21 protein-coding genes are annotated in these 23,843 nt (G+C 40.0%); 17 read left to right on the top strand and 4 right to left on the bottom strand.

All coding sequences use genetic code 11. The features are described 5' to 3' along the window. Positions 1-71: 71 nt before the first annotated feature. The 3 genes from mgrA to QNH17_RS24095 all read left to right on the top strand — a co-directional run bounded on the left by mgrA (position 72) and on the right by QNH17_RS24095 (position 2,321). Complete coding sequence (gene mgrA, locus QNH17_RS24105; RefSeq protein WP_283875599.1) at positions 72-1,064, top strand: L-glyceraldehyde 3-phosphate reductase; 993 nt, start codon at positions 72-74, stop codon at positions 1,062-1,064. Positions 1,065-1,203: 139 nt separating this feature from the next. Beyond that, complete coding sequence (locus QNH17_RS24100; protein WP_283875598.1) at positions 1,204-1,908, top strand: DsbA family protein; 705 nt, start codon at positions 1,204-1,206, stop codon at positions 1,906-1,908. Positions 1,909-1,910: 2 nt separating this feature from the next. Beyond that, positions 1,911-2,321, top strand: a complete 411-nt coding sequence (locus tag QNH17_RS24095) for a disulfide oxidoreductase (protein ID WP_283875597.1) — start codon at positions 1,911-1,913, stop codon at positions 2,319-2,321. A gap of 64 nt (positions 2,322-2,385) precedes the next feature. Here the strand turns inward: QNH17_RS24095 and QNH17_RS24090 are convergent, their stop codons facing one another. After that, complete coding sequence (locus tag QNH17_RS24090) at positions 2,386-2,490, bottom strand: YjcZ family sporulation protein (RefSeq protein ID WP_283875596.1); 105 nt, start codon at positions 2,488-2,490, stop codon at positions 2,386-2,388. Positions 2,491-2,700: 210 nt separating this feature from the next. Between QNH17_RS24090 and QNH17_RS24085 the strand changes: the two genes are divergently transcribed. Next, positions 2,701-3,681, top strand: coding sequence for a 2-hydroxyacid dehydrogenase family protein (locus QNH17_RS24085; RefSeq protein ID WP_283875595.1), 981 nt, complete (start codon positions 2,701-2,703; stop codon positions 3,679-3,681). A 44-nt stretch (positions 3,682-3,725) separates the two neighbouring features. On the opposite strand, the gene QNH17_RS24080 is transcribed toward QNH17_RS24085, so the two are convergent. Beyond that, entirely contained in the window at positions 3,726-4,991 is a 1,266-nt protein-coding gene (locus QNH17_RS24080) for an FAD-dependent oxidoreductase (protein WP_283875594.1), read from the bottom strand. A gap of 125 nt (positions 4,992-5,116) precedes the next feature. Continuing rightward, positions 5,117-5,563, bottom strand: a complete 447-nt coding sequence (locus QNH17_RS24075; RefSeq protein ID WP_283875593.1) for a Dps family protein — start codon at positions 5,561-5,563, stop codon at positions 5,117-5,119. A 367-nt stretch (positions 5,564-5,930) separates the two neighbouring features. Here QNH17_RS24075 and QNH17_RS24070 point away from each other — a divergent pair, with 367 nt between their 5' ends. Continuing rightward, entirely contained in the window at positions 5,931-6,533 is a 603-nt protein-coding gene (locus QNH17_RS24070; protein ID WP_481858544.1) for a cell wall hydrolase, read from the top strand. 94 nt (positions 6,534-6,627) lie between these two features. Here QNH17_RS24070 and speB read toward each other — a convergent pair whose 3' ends face one another. Then, complete coding sequence (speB, locus tag QNH17_RS24065; protein ID WP_283875591.1) at positions 6,628-7,563, bottom strand: agmatinase; 936 nt, start codon at positions 7,561-7,563, stop codon at positions 6,628-6,630. A gap of 322 nt (positions 7,564-7,885) precedes the next feature. Between speB and QNH17_RS24060 the strand changes: the two genes are divergently transcribed. From QNH17_RS24060 to QNH17_RS24005, 12 genes are all read left to right on the top strand, one after another. Beyond that, the gene (locus tag QNH17_RS24060; RefSeq protein ID WP_283875590.1) at positions 7,886-9,226 is read left to right on the top strand and encodes an APC family permease; all 1,341 of its coding nucleotides are present in this window, start codon (positions 7,886-7,888) and stop codon (positions 9,224-9,226) included. A gap of 371 nt (positions 9,227-9,597) precedes the next feature. Next, positions 9,598-10,959, top strand: a complete 1,362-nt coding sequence (locus QNH17_RS24055; RefSeq protein WP_283875588.1) for an APC family permease — start codon at positions 9,598-9,600, stop codon at positions 10,957-10,959. Between the two features lie 193 nt (positions 10,960-11,152). Beyond that, the gene (locus QNH17_RS24050) at positions 11,153-12,439 is read left to right on the top strand and encodes a Glu/Leu/Phe/Val family dehydrogenase (RefSeq protein WP_283875587.1); all 1,287 of its coding nucleotides are present in this window, start codon (positions 11,153-11,155) and stop codon (positions 12,437-12,439) included. Between the two features lie 32 nt (positions 12,440-12,471). Further along, positions 12,472-12,765: an SAV0927 family protein gene (locus QNH17_RS24045; protein WP_283875585.1), complete on the top strand. Its 294-nt coding sequence runs from the start codon at positions 12,472-12,474 to the stop codon at positions 12,763-12,765. Between the two features lie 21 nt (positions 12,766-12,786). Then, a complete protein-coding gene (locus QNH17_RS24040) occupies positions 12,787-13,035 on the top strand; it encodes a biotin/lipoyl attachment domain-containing protein (protein WP_283875584.1) in 249 nt (82 codons plus the stop codon). Between the two features lie 115 nt (positions 13,036-13,150). After that, positions 13,151-15,274 (top strand): sigma 54-interacting transcriptional regulator, encoded by a 2,124-nt coding sequence (locus QNH17_RS24035; protein WP_283875583.1) that lies wholly within the window; start codon positions 13,151-13,153, stop codon positions 15,272-15,274. A gap of 237 nt (positions 15,275-15,511) precedes the next feature. Then, on the top strand, positions 15,512-16,984 hold the full coding sequence (locus QNH17_RS24030) for an aldehyde dehydrogenase family protein (protein WP_283879583.1): 1,473 nt from the start codon (positions 15,512-15,514) through the stop codon (positions 16,982-16,984). Positions 16,985-17,008: 24 nt separating this feature from the next. Continuing rightward, on the top strand, positions 17,009-18,382 hold the full coding sequence (locus tag QNH17_RS24025; RefSeq protein ID WP_283875581.1) for a putrescine aminotransferase: 1,374 nt from the start codon (positions 17,009-17,011) through the stop codon (positions 18,380-18,382). A gap of 28 nt (positions 18,383-18,410) precedes the next feature. Beyond that, a complete protein-coding gene (gene gabT, locus QNH17_RS24020; RefSeq protein WP_283875580.1) occupies positions 18,411-19,781 on the top strand; it encodes a 4-aminobutyrate--2-oxoglutarate transaminase in 1,371 nt (456 codons plus the stop codon). Positions 19,782-19,819: 38 nt separating this feature from the next. Then, positions 19,820-21,241, top strand: a complete 1,422-nt coding sequence (locus QNH17_RS24015; RefSeq protein WP_283879582.1) for an NAD-dependent succinate-semialdehyde dehydrogenase — start codon at positions 19,820-19,822, stop codon at positions 21,239-21,241. A 168-nt stretch (positions 21,242-21,409) separates the two neighbouring features. Next, the gene (locus tag QNH17_RS24010; protein ID WP_283875579.1) at positions 21,410-22,594 is read left to right on the top strand and encodes a CaiB/BaiF CoA transferase family protein; all 1,185 of its coding nucleotides are present in this window, start codon (positions 21,410-21,412) and stop codon (positions 22,592-22,594) included. Positions 22,595-22,608: 14 nt separating this feature from the next. Then, positions 22,609-23,817: an acyl-CoA dehydrogenase family protein gene (locus tag QNH17_RS24005; RefSeq protein WP_283875577.1), complete on the top strand. Its 1,209-nt coding sequence runs from the start codon at positions 22,609-22,611 to the stop codon at positions 23,815-23,817. The last annotated feature ends 26 nt before the right edge of the window (positions 23,818-23,843 follow it).

The following is a 23,843-nucleotide window of genomic DNA, read 5'->3' as shown; positions in this document are numbered from 1 at the left end:
ATGGTGAATGAAATTTTATTAATATGATATAGTTAGCGTATCAAAAAAAATATAGGGATGAGGAAAACTACATGATCTACCAAGCAGCCGAAAATCGGTATGAATTTATGAAATATAATCGCAGCGGCCGTTCAGGATTAATGCTGCCGGCCGTCTCGCTGGGGCTTTGGCATAACTTTGGCGGAGTAGATCCCTATGAAAATGGACGGGCCATGCTCAGAAGAGCGTTTGATTTGGGGATTGCCCACTTTGATTTGGCCAACAATTATGGTCCGCCGCCAGGTTCAGCTGAAGAAATGTTTGGTCGAATCTTAAAAACAGACTTTGCTCCTTACCGTGATGAAATGATCATATCTACAAAAGCTGGCTATACGATGTGGCCAGGACCCTATGGGGATTGGGGCTCGAGAAAATACTTAGTATCTAGTCTAGATCAGAGTTTAAAACGAATGGGCCTTGATTATGTGGATATTTTTTATTCGCACCGGCCAGATCCAAATACACCGCTTGAGGAAACCCTGGGAGCATTAGATTCTATTGTTCGTCAAGGTAAAGCCTTATATGTTGGAATTTCTAACTATAGTGCCGAACAAACTGCTGACGCAATTAAAATATTAAATCAATTAGGAACACCTTTGTTAATCCATCAACCCAAATATTCCATGTTTAACCGTTGGATAGAGGACGGCTTACAGGATGTGCTTCAGGAAAACGGGGTAGGTTCGATTGCGTTTAGTCCGTTAGCACAAGGTTTATTAACGAATAAATACCTAACAGGGATTCCAGCCAATTCTCGTGCAGCAAGCTCTACAGGGTTCTTGCGTGAGGAGCATGTAACTGCTGAAGTATTGGCTCGAGTTCAAAAATTAAATGACATTGCAACAGAGCGTGGTCAAAGTCTTTCACAAATGGCCCTTGCTTGGGTTTTACGGGGTGGAAGGGTTACTACTGTCCTAATTGGTGCGAGCAGAGTGAGTCAAATTGAGGAAAACGTTGCCGCGTTGAATAACCTTGATTTTTCAGAGGAAGAATTAGCAAGGATTGAGGATATTCTTAAAAGCTAGTGTAGACGAATTGTGAAAAATGCCATTTTAGGATGGCATTTTTTTATATGTAAGAAGGCCCTTTTATTTGCATTATTCAGTGGGATAAGTGATATTTATACTAGCTATGAAAACTCACATCTATAAAAAGGAGACTATTATGGCAAATAATAATAAAGATAAGAAAAAAGAAGCAAAATCATCCTCTGCTTTTACTTTTTGGATGGTCGGCTTGGTTGCCGTTTTTATTTTAGGTTTCATTTTTTTAGGCAATCACTCCAAACAACAAGATAAAACCACATCCACAAAAATTGATTATAGCAATCAGCCATACTTAGGTAAGGAATCAGCTCCCGTTTCGATTATTGAATTTGGTGATTATAAATGCCCGAATTGCAAAAACTTTGGCAAGGATGTTGTACCAATTATTCAAAAGGAACTTGTTGATACCGGCAAAGCAAAGTTTTATTTTATGAATGATTCGTTCATTAACGTTGACTCCGAACGATCAGCTAAATTTGCGGAATCCGTTTTCGCGGAACTTGGCAATGATACGTTTTGGAAATTCCATGAGCTCCTTTACGAAAAACAGCCCGAAGATAGCAAATATGAGAAAATGGACGTTTTTACGGAAGAATTTTTGACGAATACCTTAAAAGAAGTGGCTAGCGCTAGCGATGTTGACAAGGTCGTAAAGAATTTCGATGCTAAGAAATCCAATGATGCTTGGCAAAAAGATATGGATTACGCTCAAAAATTAGGTGTTACAGGAACCCCAACCATTTACGTTAATGGGGAAAAGTTTGATGGACAAACCATCGATGACTTAAAAGACATGGTTGAAAAAGCTGCGAAGGGTGATTAAGCATGAATAAGTCCTTACTTCTCGCCTGGATAGCAGCCATCATTGCCACACTAGGCAGTCTCTATTTTAGTGAGGTGATGCATTTTATTCCATGTACACTTTGTTGGTATCAAAGGATATTTATGTACCCGTTAGCCATCATCCTCGGAGTGGCAGTTTACCGAAACGACCAAGGCATCTATAAATATGCTCTGCCATTGTCTATCGTTGGTCTGCTAATCGCTGGATACCATACGTTATTACAAAAAATACCGTATTTACAGCAATTTGAAATGTGTACATCTGGAGTGCCCTGCTCAAAGGATTACATTAACTGGCTTGGCTTTATTACTATTCCTTTATTAGCTTTCATTGCTTTTATGATTATTACTGTTTGCTTAATCATAATCTCTCGTGACAAAAAGCAATTATAGTACATAAAAAAGAGCGGCGAAACCAATAGGTTTCCCGCTCTTTTCTGTCGGCACTAAGCCTCAATTAGTAAATAAAGGATGCACCAACAATGATCAATAGAATAAACAACACAACAATTAAAGCGAAGCTGCTGTTATGTCCATGTCCCATAGCAATCACCTCCTGCATTGCTGAGTTATTATAATGTATGCCAGAAGGGAGAAGATGAAATGGACAAACGTTGACTCCTAGAAAAAGAAAATAATTTATTTAGAAAAATCGTTGAAGTAAATTTAATAAATAAACAATTTTATAGAACCTGTTGTTATAGTATAATAATATACAGTTATTTGGATTAATGGAAAAGGCAGTCATTTTATTCAGGAGAGGTGTTAGGCAATGGCAAAAATTTTAGTAGCAGGTGAGATCCCGCAAAAGGGGCTAGAGTTGTTGATAGAAAATCACGAGGTTGAAGTATTTTCAGGCGAGAAATTGATTTCTGATACAGAATTAAGAGAGCGAATCAAAGATAAGGATGCTCTTCTCAGTTTATTATCTACCCCTGTAACAAAAGAAGTAATTGACCAAGCCCCTAACTTAAAGATTATTGCAAACTATGGAGCTGGATTTAATAATATTGACTTTGAATATGCCGCATCCAAAGAAATCCCAGTTACAAATACACCTATAGCGTCTACTGCTGCAACAGCTGATCTGACTATGGCCCTTTTACTTGCCTCAGCAAGAAGAGTAGCTGAAGGGGATGAAGTCTGTCGGACGGTTGGTTTTAATGGGTGGGCCCCTCTTTATTTTCGAGGCCGGGAAGTAACAGGAAAAACCATCGGTATTGTTGGATTTGGTCAAATTGGCCAAGCAGTTGCGAAAAGAGCGGCTGCCTTTGATATGAAGGTCCTATATACAGGTCCGAATCGAAAAAACCTAGAAGTTGAACAGGCACTTAATGCCACCTATGTATCGTTTGATGAGTTAGTTGCAGAATCAGATTTTATTGCGATAAATTGTTCTTATAATCCAGCGCTGAAACATATGTTTAGCACAAAGCAGTTTGAAATGATGAAATCAACTGCCTATTTAATTAACTGTGCCCGTGGACCAATCGTTGACGAGGCGGCGCTGATTAAGGCCTTAGCAGAGAAACAGATTGAGGGAGCAGGAATTGATGTATTTGAATTCGAACCTGAAATAAGCGACGGTTTGAAAAAGCTGAAAAACGTTGTACTAACTCCACATATCGGAAATGCTACTTATGAAACGCGTGATGCCATGGCAATTATGGCAGCAGGAAACATCGTTAAGGTGTTAAACGGTGAAGCACCGTCGTATGTGGTTAATGGGGTGAAAGCAACAATCCTCGTTTAAAACTAATGATTAGCAATAAAAAAGACGGCAGCTGCCGTCTTTTTTTATGAATACTGTGGGCGGAGTTTTGACCGTTTATTGACATGCTGCTCGGCACTCAAAGCTGCAATTGCCCCGTCAGCTGCTGAAATAACTGCTTGTTTAATCGGTGTTCTTCTGGCGTCGCCGCCTGCAAAGACTCCGTCAACATTTGTGCGTAAGTACTCATCTACTAAACAATAGCCTTCTTCATCGCGGATCACCGCTCCTTTTAAGAAGTCTGTACCTGGCATCATACCGCCGAGATATAAGAAGATTCCATCCACATCCCATAACTGCTCTTCCTTTTTATCGGTAAGCACAACAATTTTCTCCACACTATCTGTCCCAATAATTTCTCTTACACGATGACGTTTATAAATTTCAACATTAGAGTTATTTTCCAATACAGAAAGATCTACATCGCCCTTTAATTCAGTTGGAATTAACAACTTTACTGTTTTACAATACTTGGCCAAAGTTTCTGCCTCGTGGATGGCTTCATCATTATCACCAACAACAGCGACCACTCTGTCTTGATAAAAGGCTGCATCACAGGTTGAACAATAGCTAACACCACGTCCTGTGTATTCTTCTTCCCCTTTAATCTTACCGGAAGGGGCTTTTGCACCTACAGCAATAAAGACACTTTTAGCTTTAATGGTACCTTCGGCTAATTCTATCATTTTGATTTCATTTGAAAAATCAACAGATAGGACAGTTGAACGAACGAATTCTGCTCCAAAATCCTTCGCTTGTGCTTGCATTCTTGTTAAAAGTTCAAGCCCGGTAACTTCTTCGCGTACACCTGGGTAGTTCGCGATTTTATGTGTGATGGCAAGTGTGCCAGCTTTTGGGGCTTTATCAATCACGAGTGTTTTTAACTTGCCTCGGGCTGAATAAACAGCTGCAGATGCTCCGGCGGGACCGCCGCCGATGGTAACAAAATCATAGACTTCGTCAAGAACATTTTCATTGACTGCTTGAAAAATAGTATCAGCATTTGCATTGCTAGTTTCAGTCTTTGCAGAGCTAAGCACAGGAACTTGGTCATCCGAGAGTCCAAGTAATTTATTTAATTTTTTCTCCTGAAAGCCAAGGACTAGTTTTCCATTAATAAGCGTTGCTGGTGTTCCATAAATTTTCCGTTCCTTTAATTGATCAAAATATTCCTTATGTATGGAAGCATTCCGCTCTTCGAAATCAATGTGGCGATCTTTTAAGAATGATTTTACTTTTTCACAATAGGGACAGCCGGAACTGCTATAAACGATCACTTCAGGTTTAGACAATTTTTCCAACCTCCAATTATTTGATAATTTAATAATAATATAAATATTAAGTGAAAGTCAATCCTTTTTAATAATTATTATAAATAAGAAAACAGTCCAACCAATGGTTGGACTGTAGTGTGATTCTAAATGGATCTGCCTAAGAAAGCCGTTAGCATCCAAACATGTTTCTCAAGGCCAGAATGAATCGCAAGCAGCATATCTCCTGTTGTTTCATCATTATTTTCTTCGGCAAAGCTCATGCCTTCTTTCAATTCGCCAATAATAATTGAGAAGTCGTTGATAATAGATTCAACCATTTCATCCGCAGATTCGTTACCTGACGCTTCTTTTATTGATGAGATCTCAAGGTATTCCTTCATGGTAGCTGCAGGTTTTCCACCAATGGATAGCAAACGTTCTGCTAGTTCATCGACATGAAGACCCGCCTCATTATAAAACTCTTCAAATTTGACATGTAAGGTGAAAAATTGTCCACCTTTTACATACCAGTGATAGTTATGTAACTTCGTATACAGTACAGACCAGTTTGCAATCTGTTTGTTAAGTACACTGACTAACTGATTTTCCATAAAAATAGCCTCCTTTATCACTTCACTTATATTATTACCAAAGATTCAGCAGAAATCCTGTATGTATTTGAGGAATTTGTTGTCAATTTAGTGAAAAATTCATTGGTTTTAAAGAGCGTTACACTCTATTTGTATGTTACAAGCATGAAACAATTTGTAATAATTTAACCTATTACTTCCACAATGTCCATCTAATGGAATGAATATATTAATGGAAGATAATTCTATTTAGTAGACAAATCCCTTTATGCTGGGCGCTATTTAAGCATCTTATTCGTTACCATTTTTTGGGCAATGAATCCGATTGTAACAACTGTTAGCCTTATTAGTATGACAAGCGCGGAACAAATATTGGAGGTAATAAAATATGAATAAATTTAAAAAATTACTAATTGCGACTGGACTTATCTTATCAATGTCAGCTTTTACGTTAAATGGAACAACAGAAGCGGCAACGACCACGCATAAAGTACAATCAGGAGAAACTTATTGGAAAATAGCCGTGAAGTACGGTGTAACTGTTAATAATCTAAAAAAGGCAAACAATAAAACTAGTAATCTTCTTTATGCAGGATCTAATCTAGTAATCCCGAATTCTACCATTACGGCAGCAGAAAAAGATTTAATGGCTCGATTAGTTCGTGCTGAGGCAGTGGGGGAGCCATATGCAGGGAAAGTAGCCGTTGCAACGGTTATTCTTAACCGTGTATCCAGCCCTGATTTCCCTAATACCGTTAAAGGTGTTATTTATGAAAAGTCGAATGGGTACTATGCCTTCACGCCTGTAAAAAATGGAACAATTAATCAACCAGCTGATGCTGCTTCAAAGAGAGCAGTGAATGAAGCACTTGCATTCAGAGGCCAGGGAAATGGATCATTATTTTTCTATAATCCAAAAACAGCTGTAAGTAAATGGATTTACTCACGTCCAGTAACGGTTACCATTGGTAACCACCGATTTGCGAAATAAAAGCTATGTTAAGTAGTATTTCATAACAATTGTACTCTAAACAAAAAGCAGTGGTTTCCTAAAAATGGAATCACTGCTTTTTTATATTGAACTATTAACCTTGTTTAATTTTTAGAGCAACGAGACTAGCAAATTCATGGATAATGGTGGCAGCAAGTAATGATGTAATCTGAGTCGGATCATATGGTGGCAAGACTTCAACTAAGTCAAAACCAATAAAGTGAAAATCAGTTAGAGATCGAATGATTTGCAACGTTTCAAAACTATTTAAACCACCAACTTCTAGTGTTCCCGTTCCTGGTGCGCATGAAGGATCAACAAAATCAATATCAAAGCTTAAGAAACAAGGAGTATCACCAATTTTTGCTTTCATTTCATTCAAGACATTTTCAATACCTCGTTGCTTTAGCTCAGGCGTTGTTATCACGTGATAGCCTAAATCCGTGCTGGCGTCAATATCACCGGGATGGTTCAGAGTTCCTCGAATTCCTACTTGGAAAACCTTATCAGGAATGAGGAGATTCTCTTCGTATGCTCGGATGAATGGTGAACCATGCCAATACTTTTCTTCATAATATGTGTCCCAAGTATCTGTATGAGAATCAAAGTGAATTAAGGCAACAGGACCGTGCACTTTTACTGCGGCTCGAAGATGGGCTAATGTTACAGAATGATCTCCCCCTAGTCCAATAGGAATAATCCCTTTTTCCATCAAGTCCCCCATTGCTTTTTCAATCACCTCATAGCTGCGATGGATGTTATGTGGAATGACAGATATATCACCGATGTCAATGGCATTACATTCGTCAAAAGGATAAACCTTGTGAATCGGATGATATGGGAATAGAGTCATTGACGACTGACGAATAGCCTGAGGAGCGAACCGAGCACCAACACGAAAGGAGGCTGCAGTATCAAACGGGACTCCAACAATGGCCAATTTAGCATTTTCCCTGTGGGAGGGTAACCTCATAAAGGTCCCGGTGGTACAAAATTCTGGTTTAACATCCGGTGATAATGGATAGTGCATTTAAGATTCCCCCATTTCTTATTTTCATATATGGTAAAGTGCAAGAATTGTGCCAGATGAAATAATGAGAGGAATCGTAGTGGATGGAGCGAGAAACTATTTAATTGGGAATATTGTATGCATAGATGAATAATTCAAAAGACTTTAGGTTGACTATATTTGGCTCCCCTTTGAGATTAAGGTAAAAAGTAAATAGTTTGGCACGGAATTTGCAAGTATATATTTGAATTTTCAAAAAAGTGAGGGGGAGTTAAAAATTTTCAGAAGTCAAAGGGGTTATTTCTTTTATGAAAGCGTTTTAATCAAAAAGGAGGTATGATATGTGGAGAATGGCGTAAAGCTGAAAAGATCGTTAAAGTTGTGGCAGGTCGTAATCATGGGGTTAGCTTATATGACACCCATGGTGGTATTTGACACATTTGGCATTGTTTCGGGTGTAACCGAGGGGCATGTTCCAACAGCCTATATTATTGCATTGATTGGGATGCTGTTTACTGCGTCAAGTTATGGGAAGCTTGTTAAGGTTTTCCCACAAGCTGGCTCAGCCTATACGTATACCCAAAAAGCGATGAACAGGCACCTGGGTTTTCTAGTTGGATGGTCTTCGCTGCTTGATTATTTGTTTTTGCCAATGGTAAACGCTTTGTTAACAAAACTGTACCTCAATGCATTGTTCCCATCTGTGCCAGATTTTATTTGGGTAGTAGTGTTTGTAGGAATTGTTACCTTCTTAAACCTGCGAAGTGTAAATGCCCTGGCAAATTTTAATACATTATTTGTTCTCGTTCAAATACTGATCATGGCTGTCTTTATTATCCTGGTGATTAAAGGTTTACATTCGGGCGAGGGAACAGGAACTGTTTTTAGCTTAAACCCATTTTTTGTTGAAGGCATGAACCTGCCAGTCCTTATTACCGGTGCAACAATTCTTTGCTTTTCTTTCCTGGGTTTTGATGCTGTTACAACATTGTCTGAAGAAACTCCCAATCCACAAAAGACGATCCCAAAAGCAATAATGCTTACAGCTTTATGGGGAGGGGTTATTTTTATTACCACATCGTTTTTTATTCAATCCTTTTTTCCAGATATATCTAGATTCAAAGAACCTGATGCCGCACTTCCAGAAATTGCTCTATATGTAGGCGGTAAGCTGTTCCAATCGATTTTCTTGTGTACAACCTTTGTTAATACACTAGCCTCCGGACTTGCATCACATGCTAGTGTATCCCGACTCTTGTATGTTATGGGGCGGGACAAGGTATTCCCGGAAAAATGGTTTGGATACGTTCATCCAAAATGGCGGACACCAGCAATTAATGTTTTAGTCGTGGGTGTCATCTCATTGTCGGCCTGGTTCTTCGATCTAGTTACGGCGACTTCGTTAATTAATTTCGGTGCGTTAATGGCCTTTACGTTTGTTAATCTTTCTGTTATTAATCACTTTGCCGTTCGTCAAAAGATGCACAAGACACCTAGAGGTTTTTTTGATTACATTATAATGCCTTTAATTGGTGCGGGCGCGGTTGGGATCCTTTGGATTAATCTAGAGGTCAGCTCCTTGATTATGGGAATTCTTTGGTTCATGGCTGGGTTTACTTACTTGCTTTTTCTAACAAAGGCATTCCGAATAGCGCCACCCCAATATAAAGCGGAGGAAGCATAAACGAATAATTTTTTTATGAAAGCAGCGGATTCTGCGGATAGAATCCACTGCTTTTTTTGTTCAATGATAGGAGAGTATAAATTTTTGAAATTAGTTTTCTGTCTAGCTCCAGCGCCCTAGTGCTTTTCTTATTCAAACCTGAGTAGGTTATGCATTTTTTCATAAAAAATTTTGATCAAAGATAAGATTTAAAAAGAAAGATGATTGGCATGAAAATTGCAACTATTTTAAATAGTTAGATTAGTAGGTAAAATGGAAGGAGGAGCCGATCTACAATTATTGTGGTGTTTTTTAATATTTAAGTTCTTCATTGCTAAAACAAAATGAAAGTGCTTACAAATCCTTGCTAATAAACAGATATAAAAGGAGAGATGGTTAAATTGGAGAATACTACTCTTAAGCGTTCACTTGGGCTATGGGCAATCGTTATGCTTGGATTGGGCTATATGACACCAACGATCGTGTTTGATACATTTGGAATTGTCTCTGAAGAAACGAATGGGGTTGTCCCACTCGCATACCTCGCAGCACTAGTGGTAATGGCATTTACCGCAATTAGTTATGGGAAAATGGTCAGAGTGTTCCCGAGTGCGGGTTCGGCTTATACGTATACACGAGAGACCATGAGCCCGCATCTTGGGTTCCTAGTCGGCTGGTCAGCGTTGCTTGATTATATATTGCTTCCTATGGTTAATGCATTAATTATTCGTATATATATGGTTTCAGTATTTCCAATGGTGCCAGCATGGGTTTGGGTTGTCGCATATGTTGGTATCGTCACGGCGATTAACGCTTGGAGCATGGGGAAAACATCGAGCTTAAATTCACTGCTTGTCATTTTTGAAGTGGTTTTAATTGCGGCATTTATTGTTCTTGCCTTTGTCCAGCTCTCCAAAGGAATGGGACAAGGAACCATTTTCACCACAGCACCCCTCTTCCATTCTGATATTCACCCCGGAGCCATTTTGACAGGAGCTACGGTAGTTTGTTTCTCCTTCATTGGTTTTGATGCAGTAACCATGTATGCAGAAGAAGCTATCGATCAAAAAACGATGCCGAGAGCGATTATGTTAACGGTCTTTATTGGCGGAGCCATTTTCTTCATGTGTAGTTATTTCGCCCAAGCTCTATTTCCGGATGTGTCGGGCTTCAAAGTAACCGATGATACACTACCTGAAATCGGATTGTTTGTGGGTGGAACCATTTTTAAACTAGTTTTCCTTTCCGGTGCTTTTGCAGCCACTGTAGCTTCCGGGCTAGCCTCCCATGCAAGTGTATCCAGGCTTTTGTACGTTATGGGACGAAATGGTGTTTTGCCTAAAAAGGCTTTTGGGTATGTTCATCCCAAATTCCGGACACCGGTTTTTAATGTCATCTTGGTTGGGGTCGTCTCATTACTTGCGATTTCACCTAGTTTAGAGCTCATTTCTTCATTTATTAATTTCGGCGCATTAATTGCTTTTACATTTGTTAACCTATCTGTCATCGCTCATTTCATTTTTCGCCAGAAGAGATATAAAACAGCGAAAGATATTTTCTCCTATCTCATTATGCCAGTCATTGGAGCAGGATTAACAGGAATTTTGTGGGCGAACTTACAATTTGATGCTCTCATTGGCGGAATTGTATGGATCGTTATTGGTGCAGTGTATATGCTTTACCAAACAAAATTTTTCCAAATCAAAATAGCTGATTTAAATATCGATGATGCGGAGAAAACCTCTTCCTTATAAAAATTAATTGAGCCAGGCGATATCGCTTGGCTTTTTTACTGTTCAAAAGAGTTGGTATGCAGAATTGAATAATTGACTCATTTCTTCATAGGTCTTCTTTCTTTTTTACTAGGTTACCTATTAAGAACGGTGTTGCTAAGTTGGCATGAAACTTGCTTTAACTTTAAGTAACAATAAAAAATGAGGTGTTAGAATGACAGTCGAATCTCTAGACATGAAGAATATGAAAGGAATAGAACAGGATAATTCCCTTGTTGAGTTTCAAGAAATATTAAAAGAAGCAGTGAACATCCTGAATTACCCACCCCAAGTATTCGAATTTCTAAAGAAGCCAATGAGGTTTTTAGAAGTAAGCATCCCTGTTCGAATGGACAATGGTCAGACAGAAATATTCCAAGGGTACCGTGCACAACATAATGATGCTTCAGGTCCAACCAAAGGAGGGATCCGGTTTCATCCAGATGTCACGCCTAATGAGGTAAAGGCTTTGGCCGGATGGATGAGCTTAAAATGCGGCATTACCGACCTTCCTTATGGCGGTGCTAAAGGAGGCATCATCTGCGATCCTCGTAAAATGAGTTTAGATGAATTGGAAAGGTTGAGTCGTGGCTACGTAAGGGCTGTTAGTCAACTTGTCGGTCCCACAAAGGATATTCCAGCACCTGATATGTATACAAATTCGCAAATTATGGCATGGATGCTCGATGAATACGACCATATCCGTGAATTCGACTCTCCCGGTTTTATCACCGGAAAGCCACTTGCTCTCGGGGGATCGAAGGGAAGGGAAACAGCAACATCAAAAGGTGTTTTATATACGCTCCAAATGGTCTGTGAATTAAAGAAAATGCAGTTAAAAGATACACGTGTCATCATTCAAGGGTTCGGTAATGTCGGCAGTTATCTTGCCCAGTATTTATATGAGATTGGAGCAAAAGTAATTGGTATCGGCGACATGCTTGGCGGTGTATATGATGAGAACGGACTAGATATACCATTTCTTCTGGAAAATAGAGATTCCTTTGGTATTGTTTCTAATCGCTTTAATAGCTCCATTTCTAACCAAGATTTATTAGAAAAAGAATGTGATATCCTTATCCCTGCTGCAATCTCAGGAGTAATCAATAAGTATAATGCTAGTAAACTTAACTGTAGCATTATTATTGAAGCTGCCAATGGACCGACCACAAAAGAAGCGTTAAAAATTCTAGATGATCAGCAGATCCTTGTTGTCCCAGATATCCTCGCCAATTCCGGTGGTGTCATTGTCTCTTATTTTGAATGGTGTCAGAATAATCAAGGCTATTACTGGACCGAGGAGATTGTGGATGAACGTCTCAAGGAGAAAATGACAGAAAGCTTTTTAAAGGTTTACCATACCTCCATTAGATTTGGTGTAAATATGAAAGTTGCTGCTTATATTGAAGGAATTCAAAAGCTAGCAGAAGCTTCAAGACTTCGTGGCTGGTTGAAATATTAAAAATGAAACAGCAGAAAAAAGGAGGAAGTTTAATGAAGCTGGATATATTAGCCGAACAAAAAGAACAGCAGCTGTTACATTACTTTTGTTTAATTTCACATAACCACCGCTACGATTTGATGATTGGCTATTCAGAGCAATTTTTTGGGAAAGCGATGGTCACTTCGATTCAGTCAGGGAACATGGTTTTACTTTGTCAAGAAGACACTTTATCAGATGATCATTGGGCAGATAGATTGGGAATCGAGGCAGAGGATATCCCAGAATTTCAAGAATTTTTTAGTCAAGTATTACAGACACGACCTTTTCACGAGCAATATTATTAAACGAAAAAGGAGAGAGATTCCATGTATTATGGTGTTGTTCTAAGCCCATGTTATGGTAAGGTGGAAAGGATTTCAATTAAAAATGAGTCGAGAATTTATGAGTGGGAAACCCTATTTATCATTACTTCCGAAGCAGGAAAAGAGGAAACGGTTCAGACATGTTTAAGTGGTGAAGTAGAATCGCTCGAAGTACAGGAAGGAGATTATGTTATACCCGGGATGGTTCTCGCGTATATAAAAGAAGATTTATTTGTTACCGGTAGTGATTAATGGCAAGAAAAAGAAGATGGGTCGCTCATCTTCTTTTTTATGTAATATTTAATTTAAAATATTGCAAATAAAATGATAGTATTAGATAGATAAGGTGTTGAGGGGGAAGTAAACGATGTTTTCTGTTGCAAAAGAAAAAGTAAAACCAATTATTTCAGTGGACGTGGATGAAAGTGAAGTAGTTCTTCGATCAACCTTTAATAACCTTAAAGAACCCTTTTTGTTTTTAAAAAGACAAAATCATTTATTTGCGTATGTCATGCTTGAAAACAATAATAAAGAGCATGTCTCGATTGAATCATTACTTGAACAAGCGAAATCTTTAGATAGTATCTGCCATCTTAGTGAACAAATCTCTTTGCCTGCGTTGTTCCAAATTATTGGCGAACCTTTTGCGATTATTAGAGATGTGGATGCTAATCCAGCTGGTTACATTAGCAGAGAAGATGTTCTTGCTGAGCTTTTTAAACAGGAAAATAAAAGTGTCGACTTACTTAAAATTATTCTAACCTCGATTCCGATGGGCATTTTCGTATTGGATAAAGAAAAGCGAATTATTAATTATAATGAAGCTGGTTTAAAAATGATTAGATCGACCGCAGAAAAGGTTATGAATCTTCCAGCAGGAGAAATTTTTAGCCGTACCCATCTTGAACAGGTATTTTCCACCGGAAAGACGCTTCTTAATCATTTGGTCATAAAGAATGAAATTGGGATTCTCGTCGATTATAGCCCTATCTTGAACTATGAGAATGAAGTAGATGGAATCATCATTGTTGCCCAGGACTTGCCAATGGTCGAAGAAATGGCTATGGAAATAGAATATATTAAAGATTTAAATATGGACCTGCATGCGATTTTGTCTAGTATCTATGATGAAATTCTCGTGGTGAATAACAAAGGAGAGCTAATCAGGTTTAGTGAAAACATTATCCAAGATTTCTGGAAAGTCGATTTAAAAGAGCTGATTGGCAAGAATATTCTTGAACTTGAAGACCAGGGGCTGTTTACACCTTCGGTCACAAGACTTGTATTAGAGAAAGGAAAAAAAGTCTCTGTTGTTCAAGAAACCAAAGCTGGGAGAAAAATTCTTGCCGTCGGAAATCCCGTCTTTAATGATCAAAATGAACTTGACCGGATTATCATTGCATCACGCGATATTACCGAAACCACACGACTAAAAAGTGAATTACAGGAAATGAAAAAGATTTCAGAACAATATAAGAAGGAATTGGATGATTTTAAGAGTAAAGACCGCTTTTTGAAAAAACTTATTTATTGTAGTCCTAAAATGGAGAAGGTTATTAATCAGGCAAAGAAAATAGCTGATTTTTCTTCCACAGTACTTTTGAACGGAGAATCTGGGGTCGGAAAAGAGGTAATTGCTCAAGCAATCCATCAATTAGGCAGACGCCAGGCGAAGCCCTTCCTTAAATTAAATTGCGGGGCAATTCCGGAAAATTTACTCGAAAGTGAACTATTTGGTTATGCGAAGGGATCTTTTACCGGTGCTGATAAAAACGGAAAAGAAGGCTACTTTAAACAAGCAGATGGTGGTATTTTATTTCTAGACGAAATCGGTGAGATGCCAATCCATTTACAGGTGAAACTATTACGAGTTCTACAGGAGCAGGAAGTTATTCCGATTGGGAGTACTACCCCTATTAAGGTGAATGTGCAGATTATTGCGGCTACGAACAAAAAATTAGAGAAAATGGTTGAGGAAGGGACATTCCGCGAGGATTTATTTTATCGCTTGAATGTCATACCGATACACATCCCGCCCTTAAGGGAAAGGACAGAGGATATTTCGCTGCTTGCCTTTCATTTCCTCCAGCAATTGAATGAGAAATATGAGCGAAATTATCATCTAACCCCTGATGCTATTAATGTACTAGAGTTTTACCCTTGGCCGGGGAATGTCAGGGAACTTCAAAATATTATTGAAAGATTAGTAGTCACGGCCGAAAACCCTTCGATTGATGCGGAGTTCGTCAGCCAATTTTTATCCATGGGCTTTGAACATAAAAAGATGAAGCCAGTCATTACAAGGGTCATCCCATTACAGGAGGCTATCGACCATGTCGAGGAGCAGTTAATTGTGATGGCAATGAACCAATACAAAACGACAACAAAAGCAGCAAAAGCCCTAGGAATCAGCCAGTCATCTGTTAGTAGAAAGTATCAAAAAATATTAACTGAGAAAAATATAAAAATGGAAAACCTATCACCCTTTTAATTGAGCTGCTTCAGGTCTAATGATCTGAAGCAGCTTTTTTTAATTAATCGCTAAATATGGGGGTAATATTTTCTCCTATTCAATCAATCATAGGGTTATGCAGATTTGAATAGTATTCATTCAGATTTTTTGAAAGATCATTATTTTGGTAGGTTTTATTCATTGGCACGCTTCTTGCATATATTGTTAGTGAGGGTGAATAAGGGAGGAATTTAAATGGTTGAGATAAAAAAACGAGTGGTAAATTTGAAAATGTTTATTGATGGTGAATGGAAAGATGCCGAAAATCAAGAAACACGTCCAGTAATTAATCCTGCAAGTGGTGAGGTTATATCATATGCGCCAGAAGGAACAAGGGCTGACGCCCGTGCAGCCATTTATGCAGCACGCAGGGCTTTCGAAGAAGGTGTTTGGTCTGGGATTTCAGCACAGGAAAGATCCTCCTATTTATTAAAGATTGCTGACAAAATTGATGAATATGCCGATGAATTGACCCATCTGGAAACGATGGATAATGGGAAGCCATTGAGAGAAGCGGGCTTTGACGTCGGTGATGCTGCCGCCTGTTTTCGCTATTATGCAGGACTGATTACAAAGCCTGATGGACAGACCTATCATGTCGCTGATCCAATGCAGGCCATGGTAGTCCGCGAACCGGTAGGAGTATGTGGTTTGATTGTTCCTTGGAACTATCCACTGTTAATGAGTGTGTGGAAAATTGCCCCTGCCTTGGCTGCAGGAAATACAATTGTCTTTAAACCGTCCGAAGTGACACCAGTTACACCGAAAATACTTTTCGAAATTTTTGAAGAGGTGGGTTTGCCAAAAGGGGTAGCCAATCTGGTGATGGGAGCTGGAGCAGTTGTCGGAAATGAAATCGCTTCCCACCCTGAGGTTGATATGATTTCATTTACCGGCGGTACGAAAACAGGCAAGCATATTATGAAAATAGCAGCTGACACGATGAAGAAAGTCTCGTTAGAGCTGGGCGGTAAATCGCCGAATATCATTTTTGCTGATGCTGACTTTGAAACAGCAGTGGATTATGCGTTATTTGGTATCTTTGCAGGTTCTGGTCAAGTATGTTCCGCTGGTTCCAGGATCCTTGTTGAAGAAAGCATCTATGATCAATTCGTCCAGCGCTTTGTGGAACGTGCAAAGCAAATTCAAGTTGGACCTGGTGATGATCCTGCAACAGAAATGGGCCCGCTTGTCAGTCAGGAACACTTAGAAAAAGTTCTTTCCTACATTGAACTAGGTAAAAAGGAAGGTGCGAAAGTAGCTTGCGGTGGAAAGCGGATGGTCGCAAACGGATTAGGAAATGGTTATTTTGTGGAACCGACGGTTTTTGTCGATGTCACCCAAGAGATGAGAATTGTTCAGGAGGAAATCTTCGGTCCTGTTGTAGTCATCCAGAAGTTCAAGGACGAAGCAGAAGCTATTAAACTAGCAAATGGTACAGTTTATGGGTTAGCCGGTGGTGTGTTTTCTAACAATGGTGCAAAGGCACTAAGGGTCATTAAAAAGCTGCGTGCAGGGATTACTTGGGTAAATTCCTACCATCCTACTTATAACGAAGCACCGTGGGGCGGCTATAAGCAAAGTGGAATTGGACGCAGTCTTGGTACATTTGGACTTGAAGAATTTCAAGAAATAAAACAGATAAATATTAATTTACAGGTTGAACCAATTGGCTGGTTTTCTAATTAATCATTTAATAGGAGGAATAAAATTATGAGTATTGATATAAAAAATGAATTAATAAGTGAGCAAAATCAAAATGTAAGTGAATATATTAATAAGGTTTTAAGCTTAATAGAAAAAGAGGAAATTAATGAAGTGGAAGCGGCTTGGATTACCAAAGAAACAGTTGAAGGCTTCCGTGAACACGTAAATCCGGGATTCCTAGAATACCGCAAAACAGTTACTGAAGGCGGCCAATTTGCAGCAGTGGAATGGTCTGATAATGGATCTTGCTTTAAGGATGTCAATGGCAAAGAATATATCGATTGTCTTGGCGGATTTGGTATCTATAATGTAGGTCATCGCAATCCTAAGGTGGTTAAAGCGGTAACTGATCAATTAAAACGGCAAGCGCTCCATAGTCAGGATTTGCTAGATCCACTTCGTGCGATGTTAGCAAAAATTTTAGCCGATATCACTCCTGGGGATTTAAAGTATGCCTTCTTTACAAACAGTGGGACAGAAAGTGTGGAAGCATCCCTAAAACTTGCGAAAATGTACAGTGAGCGGACAACATTTATCTCTACGACTCGTGCATTCCATGGGAAAAGTTTAGGCTCGTTGTCAGGTACCGCGAAAGGGATGTTCCGTAAACCCTTCTTACCATTAATCCCAGGCTTCCGTCATGTGCCATTTGGCGATATTGATATGATGAGAAAAACCTTTGAGGTCTGTGCCTCTGTTGGCGAAGATGTCGCTGCTGTTCTATTAGAGCCGATTCAAGGTGAAGGCGGTATTATTCTTCCACCGGAAAACTATTTAAAGCAAGTCCGTGAGCTTTGTGATCAATACGGCTCCTTGCTCATATTTGATGAAGTGCAAACAGGAATGGGCCGAACGGGGAAAATGTTCGCCGCAGAACTATATGAAGTTGTTCCGGATATTATCTGTCTAGCAAAAGCATTTGGCGGCGGCGTGATGCCAGCTGGGGCAGTTGTAGCTAGTGAAAAAGTCTTCAAGAGCTGGTTTGATAATCCGTTTATGCATACAACAACTTTCGGAGGCAATCCGTTAGCTTGTGCCGCAGCGATTGCGACAATTGGGGTTTTAATAGAAGATAAGTTACCAGAGAGAGCAGCGGAAGTGGGCGCCTATTTCCTTGCAGAACTGAAAAAGGCAGCAACAGGCCATGAAGATAAGGTCCTGGAGATTCGTGGTCAAGGCTTAATGATTGGCATTGAATTCCATCAAGATGAAATTGGCTACGAAGTCTCAAAAGGGATGTTTGACAGAGGAGTCCTTGTAGCCGGGACATTAATTAATTCAAAAACCATTCGTATCGAACCGGCATTGACCATAAACTATGAAGAGGTTAATAAAGTGGTTAGCACCTTCAAATCCGTCTTAGAACATTTAGATGCATAACGATTTTTTTGAAAGGGGGAGCACAGAAGTGGAAAAGAGATATGTCAAGCTCCAAACAGAGATACCCGGACCGAAATCGAGGGAAATTTTGGAGCGAAGAAATAAATATGTCCCAAAAGGAATTAGCAATAACTGCCATTCCTTTGTTAAAAAAGCACAAGGAGCTTTGGTAGAAGATGTGGACGGTAATTGTTATATTGATTTTGCTGGTGCTATTGGAACGATAAACGTTGGCCACTCGCATCCTAGAGTGGTTAGAGCTCTTCAGGAACAAGCAAGTCAATTTATCCACACCGGTTTTAATGTAATGATGTATGAATCGTATATCAACTTAGCCGAGCGGCTTTGCCAGCTTGCTCCGGGTGAATTTGACAAGCAGGCTGCTTTTTTTAACAGTGGTGCAGAAGCGGTGGAGAACGCCGTAAAGATTGCCAGGAAATATACAAAGCGCCAGGGAATCGTTTCGTTCACAAGGGGGTTCCATGGCCGAACATTAATGACCATGACGATGACAAGTAAAGTGAAGCCGTATAAGTTCGGCTTTGGACCATTCGCTCCAGAGGTTTACAAGGCGCCATACCCATATGCGTACCACCGACCTGAAGGAATGGATGAACAGCAATATAGTGCCATGATGATCGACCAATTTGAACAATTTTTACTGGCAGAAGTTGCACCTGAAACGATTGCTGCAGTTGTAATGGAACCTGTGCAAGGAGAAGGCGGATTTATAGTGCCGGACACCGCCTTTGTTAAACGGGTTAGAGAAATCTGCACACAGTATGGTATCTTGTTTATTGCCGATGAAATACAAACTGGGTTCGCGCGGACAGGAAAGTACTTTGCGATTGATCATTTTGGAGTGGTACCTGATTTAATTACGATTTCGAAATCAATGGGTGCTGGCGTTCCTATCAGCGGCGTGATTGGCAGGGCGGAAATTATGAATACTGCCGAGGTTGGTGAAATCGGTGGAACCTACGCGGGAAGTCCACTAGGATGTAGGGCAGCACTGACAGTATTAGATATTATTGAAAGTGAACAACTTAATGACCGGGCAAGAAAAATAGGTAATCGCGTGCTTGAAAAAATGCATCTTCTTTCAGAGCGGTTCGAGGGGATTGGTGATGTCCGCGGTCTAGGTGCAATGTGTGCGATGGAAATAGTGAAGGACCGACAATCCAAAACACCAGATAAAGAAGCGACTGGAAAAATTGTAAAAGCTGCCGGGGAACGCGGCCTGATGTTACTTAGTGCTGGGATTTACAGCAATGTGATTCGCCTTCTCATGCCAATTACGATCACAGATGAGCAACTGGAAGAAGGTTTGCAAATTATGGAGGAAGCGATAGAAGCAGTATATACAAATGATCCTGCCTTATCGGTTGGAGGGGAATAAAAATGGATATTGTAAATAAAAATTATCAAATCTATCCCATGTATATTAATGGGGAATGGGTTGGCAATGATTATGAGGTTTTAACTGAAATTAATAATCCAGCTACAAAAGAAGTAATTGGTGCTGTGCCAACAGGTGGTGCTTATGAAGCAGAACAAGCGGTGGATGCTGCTCATAAAGCCTTTAAAATCTGGTCGAAAAAAACTGCGGATGAGCGGTATCAACTCTTGATGAAATGGTTTTACTTAATTGAGGAAAACAAGCATGAAATTGCTCGAATCATGACAATTGAACAAGGTAAACCACTTAAAGAAGCGCTGGGTGAAGTTCAGTATGCAAATGGCTTTATCTCTTGGTATGCCGAAGAGGGGAAACGGGTATATGGTGAGACGATTCCAGCAACACATCCACATAAAAGAATACTAGTTAGAAAAGAACCGGTTGGTGTGATTGCAGCGATTACTCCGTGGAACTTCCCGGCTGCCATGATTACGAGAAAAGTAGCACCTGCCCTAGCAGCAGGTTGTACGGCTGTTGTGAAGCCTGCAAACCAAACGCCGCTTACAGCATTAAAAATGGCTGAGCTAGCCCATGAAGCAGGCATTCCTGCAGGGGTGCTGAACGTGATTACTGGAAGGTCGTCGGAAATTGGTGAAGTGTGGCTGAAGGATTCGCGCGTGACAAAGATTACCTTTACAGGGTCAACCGAGGTAGGAAAGACGTTAATGCGTGGTGCCGTTGATACTGTCAAAAAGGTGTCCCTCGAGCTTGGCGGGAATGCCCCATTTATTGTGATGGATGATGCAAATTTAGCGAAAGCCGCTGAAGGACTTGTCCAATCAAAATTTCGAAATGCTGGTCAAACCTGCATTTGTACGAATCGTGTTTATGTACAAGAAGGGATTGTAGATGAATTTACTAAGCTTTTTCAAGCAGAATTAGAAAAGCTAAAAGTCGGCAACGGACTGGAAGCGGGAACGGATATTGGTCCATTAATTGATCATGCCGCTTATAAAAAAGTAGATGGGCTGGTTAAGGATGCGGTTGAGAAAGGTGGAAAAGTCATTTATAGCGGGCTTACCCCAGCCGAAAATAACGGATATTTCTATGCACCTACAATTTTGACCAATATTAATGATGAGATGGAATGTATGAAAGATGAGATCTTTGGCCCACTCGCTCCGATTTCCACTTTTAAAACCGAAGAAGAAGTTATTGAACGTGCCAACAACTCTTGTTACGGATTAGCTGCCTATGTGTATACAGAAAATTTAAGCCGTTCATTTAGAATAACGGAACAGCTAGAGTACGGCATCATTGGCCTAAACGATGCCCTGCCTTCAGTCGTTCAAGCACCATTCGGGGGCTTTAAGGAGAGTGGTCTGGGACGTGAAGGTGGACACTACGGCATTGAAGAGTTTTTAGAAGTAAAATATATATCGATAGGTTTGGATTTATAATAGCGTTTTAAAAAAATGCCAGCGAGACGATCAGAGTTTTTGTTTTTTTCTATTGATTGTTTCGCTGGCTTTTATTTTGGAGAAGTCCAGATGATAGATTTGCTTCCTTTTGTCTCTAAATAGAATCAATTTATTAATTTACTAATTTGAAAGAAAGGAGACAGAAAAATGGCAGGGCCGCTCCACCGATTAAAAATTGTAGACTTATCGCGCGTGCTAGCAGGTCCTTATTGCACGATGATCTTAGGCGATATGGGGGCTGAGGTAATCAAAATTGAAAGTGTCGATTTTGGAGATGAAACACGGGGCTGGGGACCGCCCTTTCTAGAAGGAGAGAGTGCCTATTATCTGTGTGCTAATCGAAACAAACAGGGGATCACTTTAAACTTAAAAACACCAAAGGGCCTTGAAATCTTAAAAAAGCTCGTTTGTGATGCTGATGTTGTTGTTCAAAATTTTAAGCCAGGAACCCTCGACAGATTAGGGTTCGGATATGAGGAAATGAAGAAAGTTAATGAAGGAATTATTTTAGCCTCAATCAGTGGCTTTGGCACTACCGGTCCTAATTCCCATCTTCCTGGCTATGACTATATGATTCAAGCCATGTCAGGTTTGATGAGCATTACAGGTGAAAAGGATGGACAGCCTGCAAAGGTCGGTGTTGCCATAGCAGATGTACTCACTGGTCTTTTTACTTGTATCGGTATTTTAGGAGCCATTCAGCACCGCAATCAGACTGGAGAGGGGCAGGAAATAGATATTTCATTATTTGATTCCCAGTTGGCTGCATTAGTGAATGTCGCTAGTAATTTTTTATGCTCTGGGATGATCCCTGAACGGCTGGGTAATGCGCACCCCAATATAGTTCCATATCAATTGTTTGCCGCAAACGATGGCGACTTTATCCTTGCCGTTGGAAATGACCGACAATATCAGAAACTAGCAATCATGCTTGAAGATGAAGTCCTTTTAAGTGACCAGTATAAAAAAAATTCAGGTCGCCTGCAAAAAAAGGATGACCTGGAAAAAATCATTGCAGCAAAATTAAAGACGAAATCAAGGGCGGAGTGGAAAGTGTTACTTGATGAAGCAGGAATTCCCAATGCACCGATTAACAATGTGAAGGAGGCTTTGGATTCTGAACAAGCGATCGCAAGGGAAATGGTTGTGAAGATAGAGCATCCAACGATTTCTGACTTAATGCTTGTGGGTTCACCATTAAAGTTTTCAAAATCGCCAGTAAAAATCGATAGGCATCCGCCTTTGCACAGTGAGCATACAGATGAAGTCCTGCTTAAACTGGGTTATTCCAAGCCTGAAATCGTAAAAATGAAACAAGATTATATTATCTAGGGGAGGAACTTATCATGAATTTTTCTTTATCTGAAGAGCAAAAAAGCGTTAGAAAGGTGGTTCGATCATTTGTAGACCGAGAAATTCTGCCCTATATCAAGGAGTGGGATGAAAAAGGGCATTTTGAAATTAATATTTTAAAACGATTAGCAGAATTACAGTTAATGGGAGTATGTATTCCCGAGGAATATGGCGGAGTGGGAATGGACTATAATACCCTCGCAATTGTTTGTGAAGAACTGGAGCGAGGTGATACGGCTTTCCGGACCGCGGTATCAGTACATACTGGTTTGAACAGTATGACATTATTGCAGTGGGGTACAGAGGAGCAGAAACAAAAATACCTTCTTCCGCAGGCGAGTGGTAAAAAGATAGGTGCCTTTGGATTAACAGAACCGAATGCTGGCTCCGATGTGGCTGCCATGGAAACGACAGCAGTCAAAGATGGAGATTACTATATTTTAAATGGATCAAAAACATGGATCTCCCTATGTGATGTGGCTGATCACTTCTTAATTTTTGCAAAAACAGACACGAAAGCTGGTCACTATGGAATCTCTTGTTTTATTGTAGAACGGACATTTGCAGGGCTTTCTACTAAAGCTATAAAAGGAAAACTGGGAATTCGGGCAGGAAATACGGGGGAGATATTCTTAGATCATGTCAGGGTTCCAGCAGAGAATTTGTTGGGCTATGAAGGAGAAGGCTTTAAAATTGCTATGTCCGCCCTCGACAATGGCCGCTTTACAGTAGCCGCAGGTGCATGTGGTACAATTATGGCTTCGCTGGAAGCTAGCGTCAAATATTGTGAGGAGCGGAAGACCTTTGGCAAAGAAATTGGCAAGCACCAGCTTGTCCAGCAAATGATTGCAAAAATGTCCGCTAATCTAGAGATTTCACGTTTGCTTGTTTTTAAGGCCGGCTGGCTAAAAAATAAGGGCAAACGGAATACCCAAGAAACGTCCTTAGCCAAATGGATTTCCTGTGACGCCGCCTTTGAAGCTGCCAACGATGCGGTCCAAATTCACGGGGCGTATGGCTTCTCTAATGAATTCCCAGTGGAGCGTTATTTAAGAAATGCTAAAGCTCCTGTAATTTATGAAGGAACAAGAGAAATCCACACCATCATGCAGGGAGAATATGCCCTCGGCTATCGTGAGGACAAACCACTAAGGAAAATGCTTCCAGCCTGGCCGTTTGAAGAAAGTTTAATTAAAGGGTAAATTTATTAAGAGCAAGCCAGGTGTAG

It is taken from the genome of Neobacillus sp. SuZ13 (genome assembly GCF_030123365.1).
In the GTDB taxonomy this organism is placed as follows: Bacteria; Bacillota; Bacilli; order Bacillales; family Cytobacillaceae; genus Neobacillus.
The sequence above is the reverse complement of the archived record's forward strand: the minus strand, read 5'-3'. Positions and strand labels throughout refer to the sequence as shown.

What these genes read in the sequence shown, in the direction of transcription:
- mgrA (WP_283875599.1), top strand. Translation starts at nt 72, where the DNA reads ATGATCTACCAAGCAGCCGAAAATCGGTATGAATTTATGAAATATAAT.
- QNH17_RS24100 (WP_283875598.1), top strand. Translation starts at nt 1,204, where the DNA reads ATGGCAAATAATAATAAAGATAAGAAAAAAGAAGCAAAATCATCCTCT.
- QNH17_RS24095 (WP_283875597.1), top strand. Translation starts at nt 1,911, where the DNA reads ATGAATAAGTCCTTACTTCTCGCCTGGATAGCAGCCATCATTGCCACA.
- QNH17_RS24090 (WP_283875596.1), bottom strand. Translation starts at nt 2,490, where the DNA reads ATGCAGGAGGTGATTGCTATGGGACATGGACATAACAGCAGCTTCGCT.
- QNH17_RS24085 (WP_283875595.1), top strand. Translation starts at nt 2,701, where the DNA reads ATGGCAAAAATTTTAGTAGCAGGTGAGATCCCGCAAAAGGGGCTAGAG.
- QNH17_RS24075 (WP_283875593.1), bottom strand. Translation starts at nt 5,563, where the DNA reads ATGGAAAATCAGTTAGTCAGTGTACTTAACAAACAGATTGCAAACTGG.
- QNH17_RS24070 (WP_481858544.1), top strand. Translation starts at nt 5,931, where the DNA reads ATGAATAAATTTAAAAAATTACTAATTGCGACTGGACTTATCTTATCA.
- speB (WP_283875591.1), bottom strand. Translation starts at nt 7,563, where the DNA reads ATGCACTATCCATTATCACCGGATGTTAAACCAGAATTTTGTACCACC.
- QNH17_RS24055 (WP_283875588.1), top strand. Translation starts at nt 9,598, where the DNA reads ATGGTTAAATTGGAGAATACTACTCTTAAGCGTTCACTTGGGCTATGG.
- QNH17_RS24050 (WP_283875587.1), top strand. Translation starts at nt 11,153, where the DNA reads ATGACAGTCGAATCTCTAGACATGAAGAATATGAAAGGAATAGAACAG.
- QNH17_RS24045 (WP_283875585.1), top strand. Translation starts at nt 12,472, where the DNA reads ATGAAGCTGGATATATTAGCCGAACAAAAAGAACAGCAGCTGTTACAT.
- QNH17_RS24040 (WP_283875584.1), top strand. Translation starts at nt 12,787, where the DNA reads ATGTATTATGGTGTTGTTCTAAGCCCATGTTATGGTAAGGTGGAAAGG.
- QNH17_RS24035 (WP_283875583.1), top strand. Translation starts at nt 13,151, where the DNA reads ATGTTTTCTGTTGCAAAAGAAAAAGTAAAACCAATTATTTCAGTGGAC.
- QNH17_RS24025 (WP_283875581.1), top strand. Translation starts at nt 17,009, where the DNA reads ATGAGTATTGATATAAAAAATGAATTAATAAGTGAGCAAAATCAAAAT.
- QNH17_RS24015 (WP_283879582.1), top strand. Translation starts at nt 19,820, where the DNA reads ATGTATATTAATGGGGAATGGGTTGGCAATGATTATGAGGTTTTAACT.
- QNH17_RS24010 (WP_283875579.1), top strand. Translation starts at nt 21,410, where the DNA reads ATGGCAGGGCCGCTCCACCGATTAAAAATTGTAGACTTATCGCGCGTG.
- QNH17_RS24005 (WP_283875577.1), top strand. Translation starts at nt 22,609, where the DNA reads ATGAATTTTTCTTTATCTGAAGAGCAAAAAAGCGTTAGAAAGGTGGTT.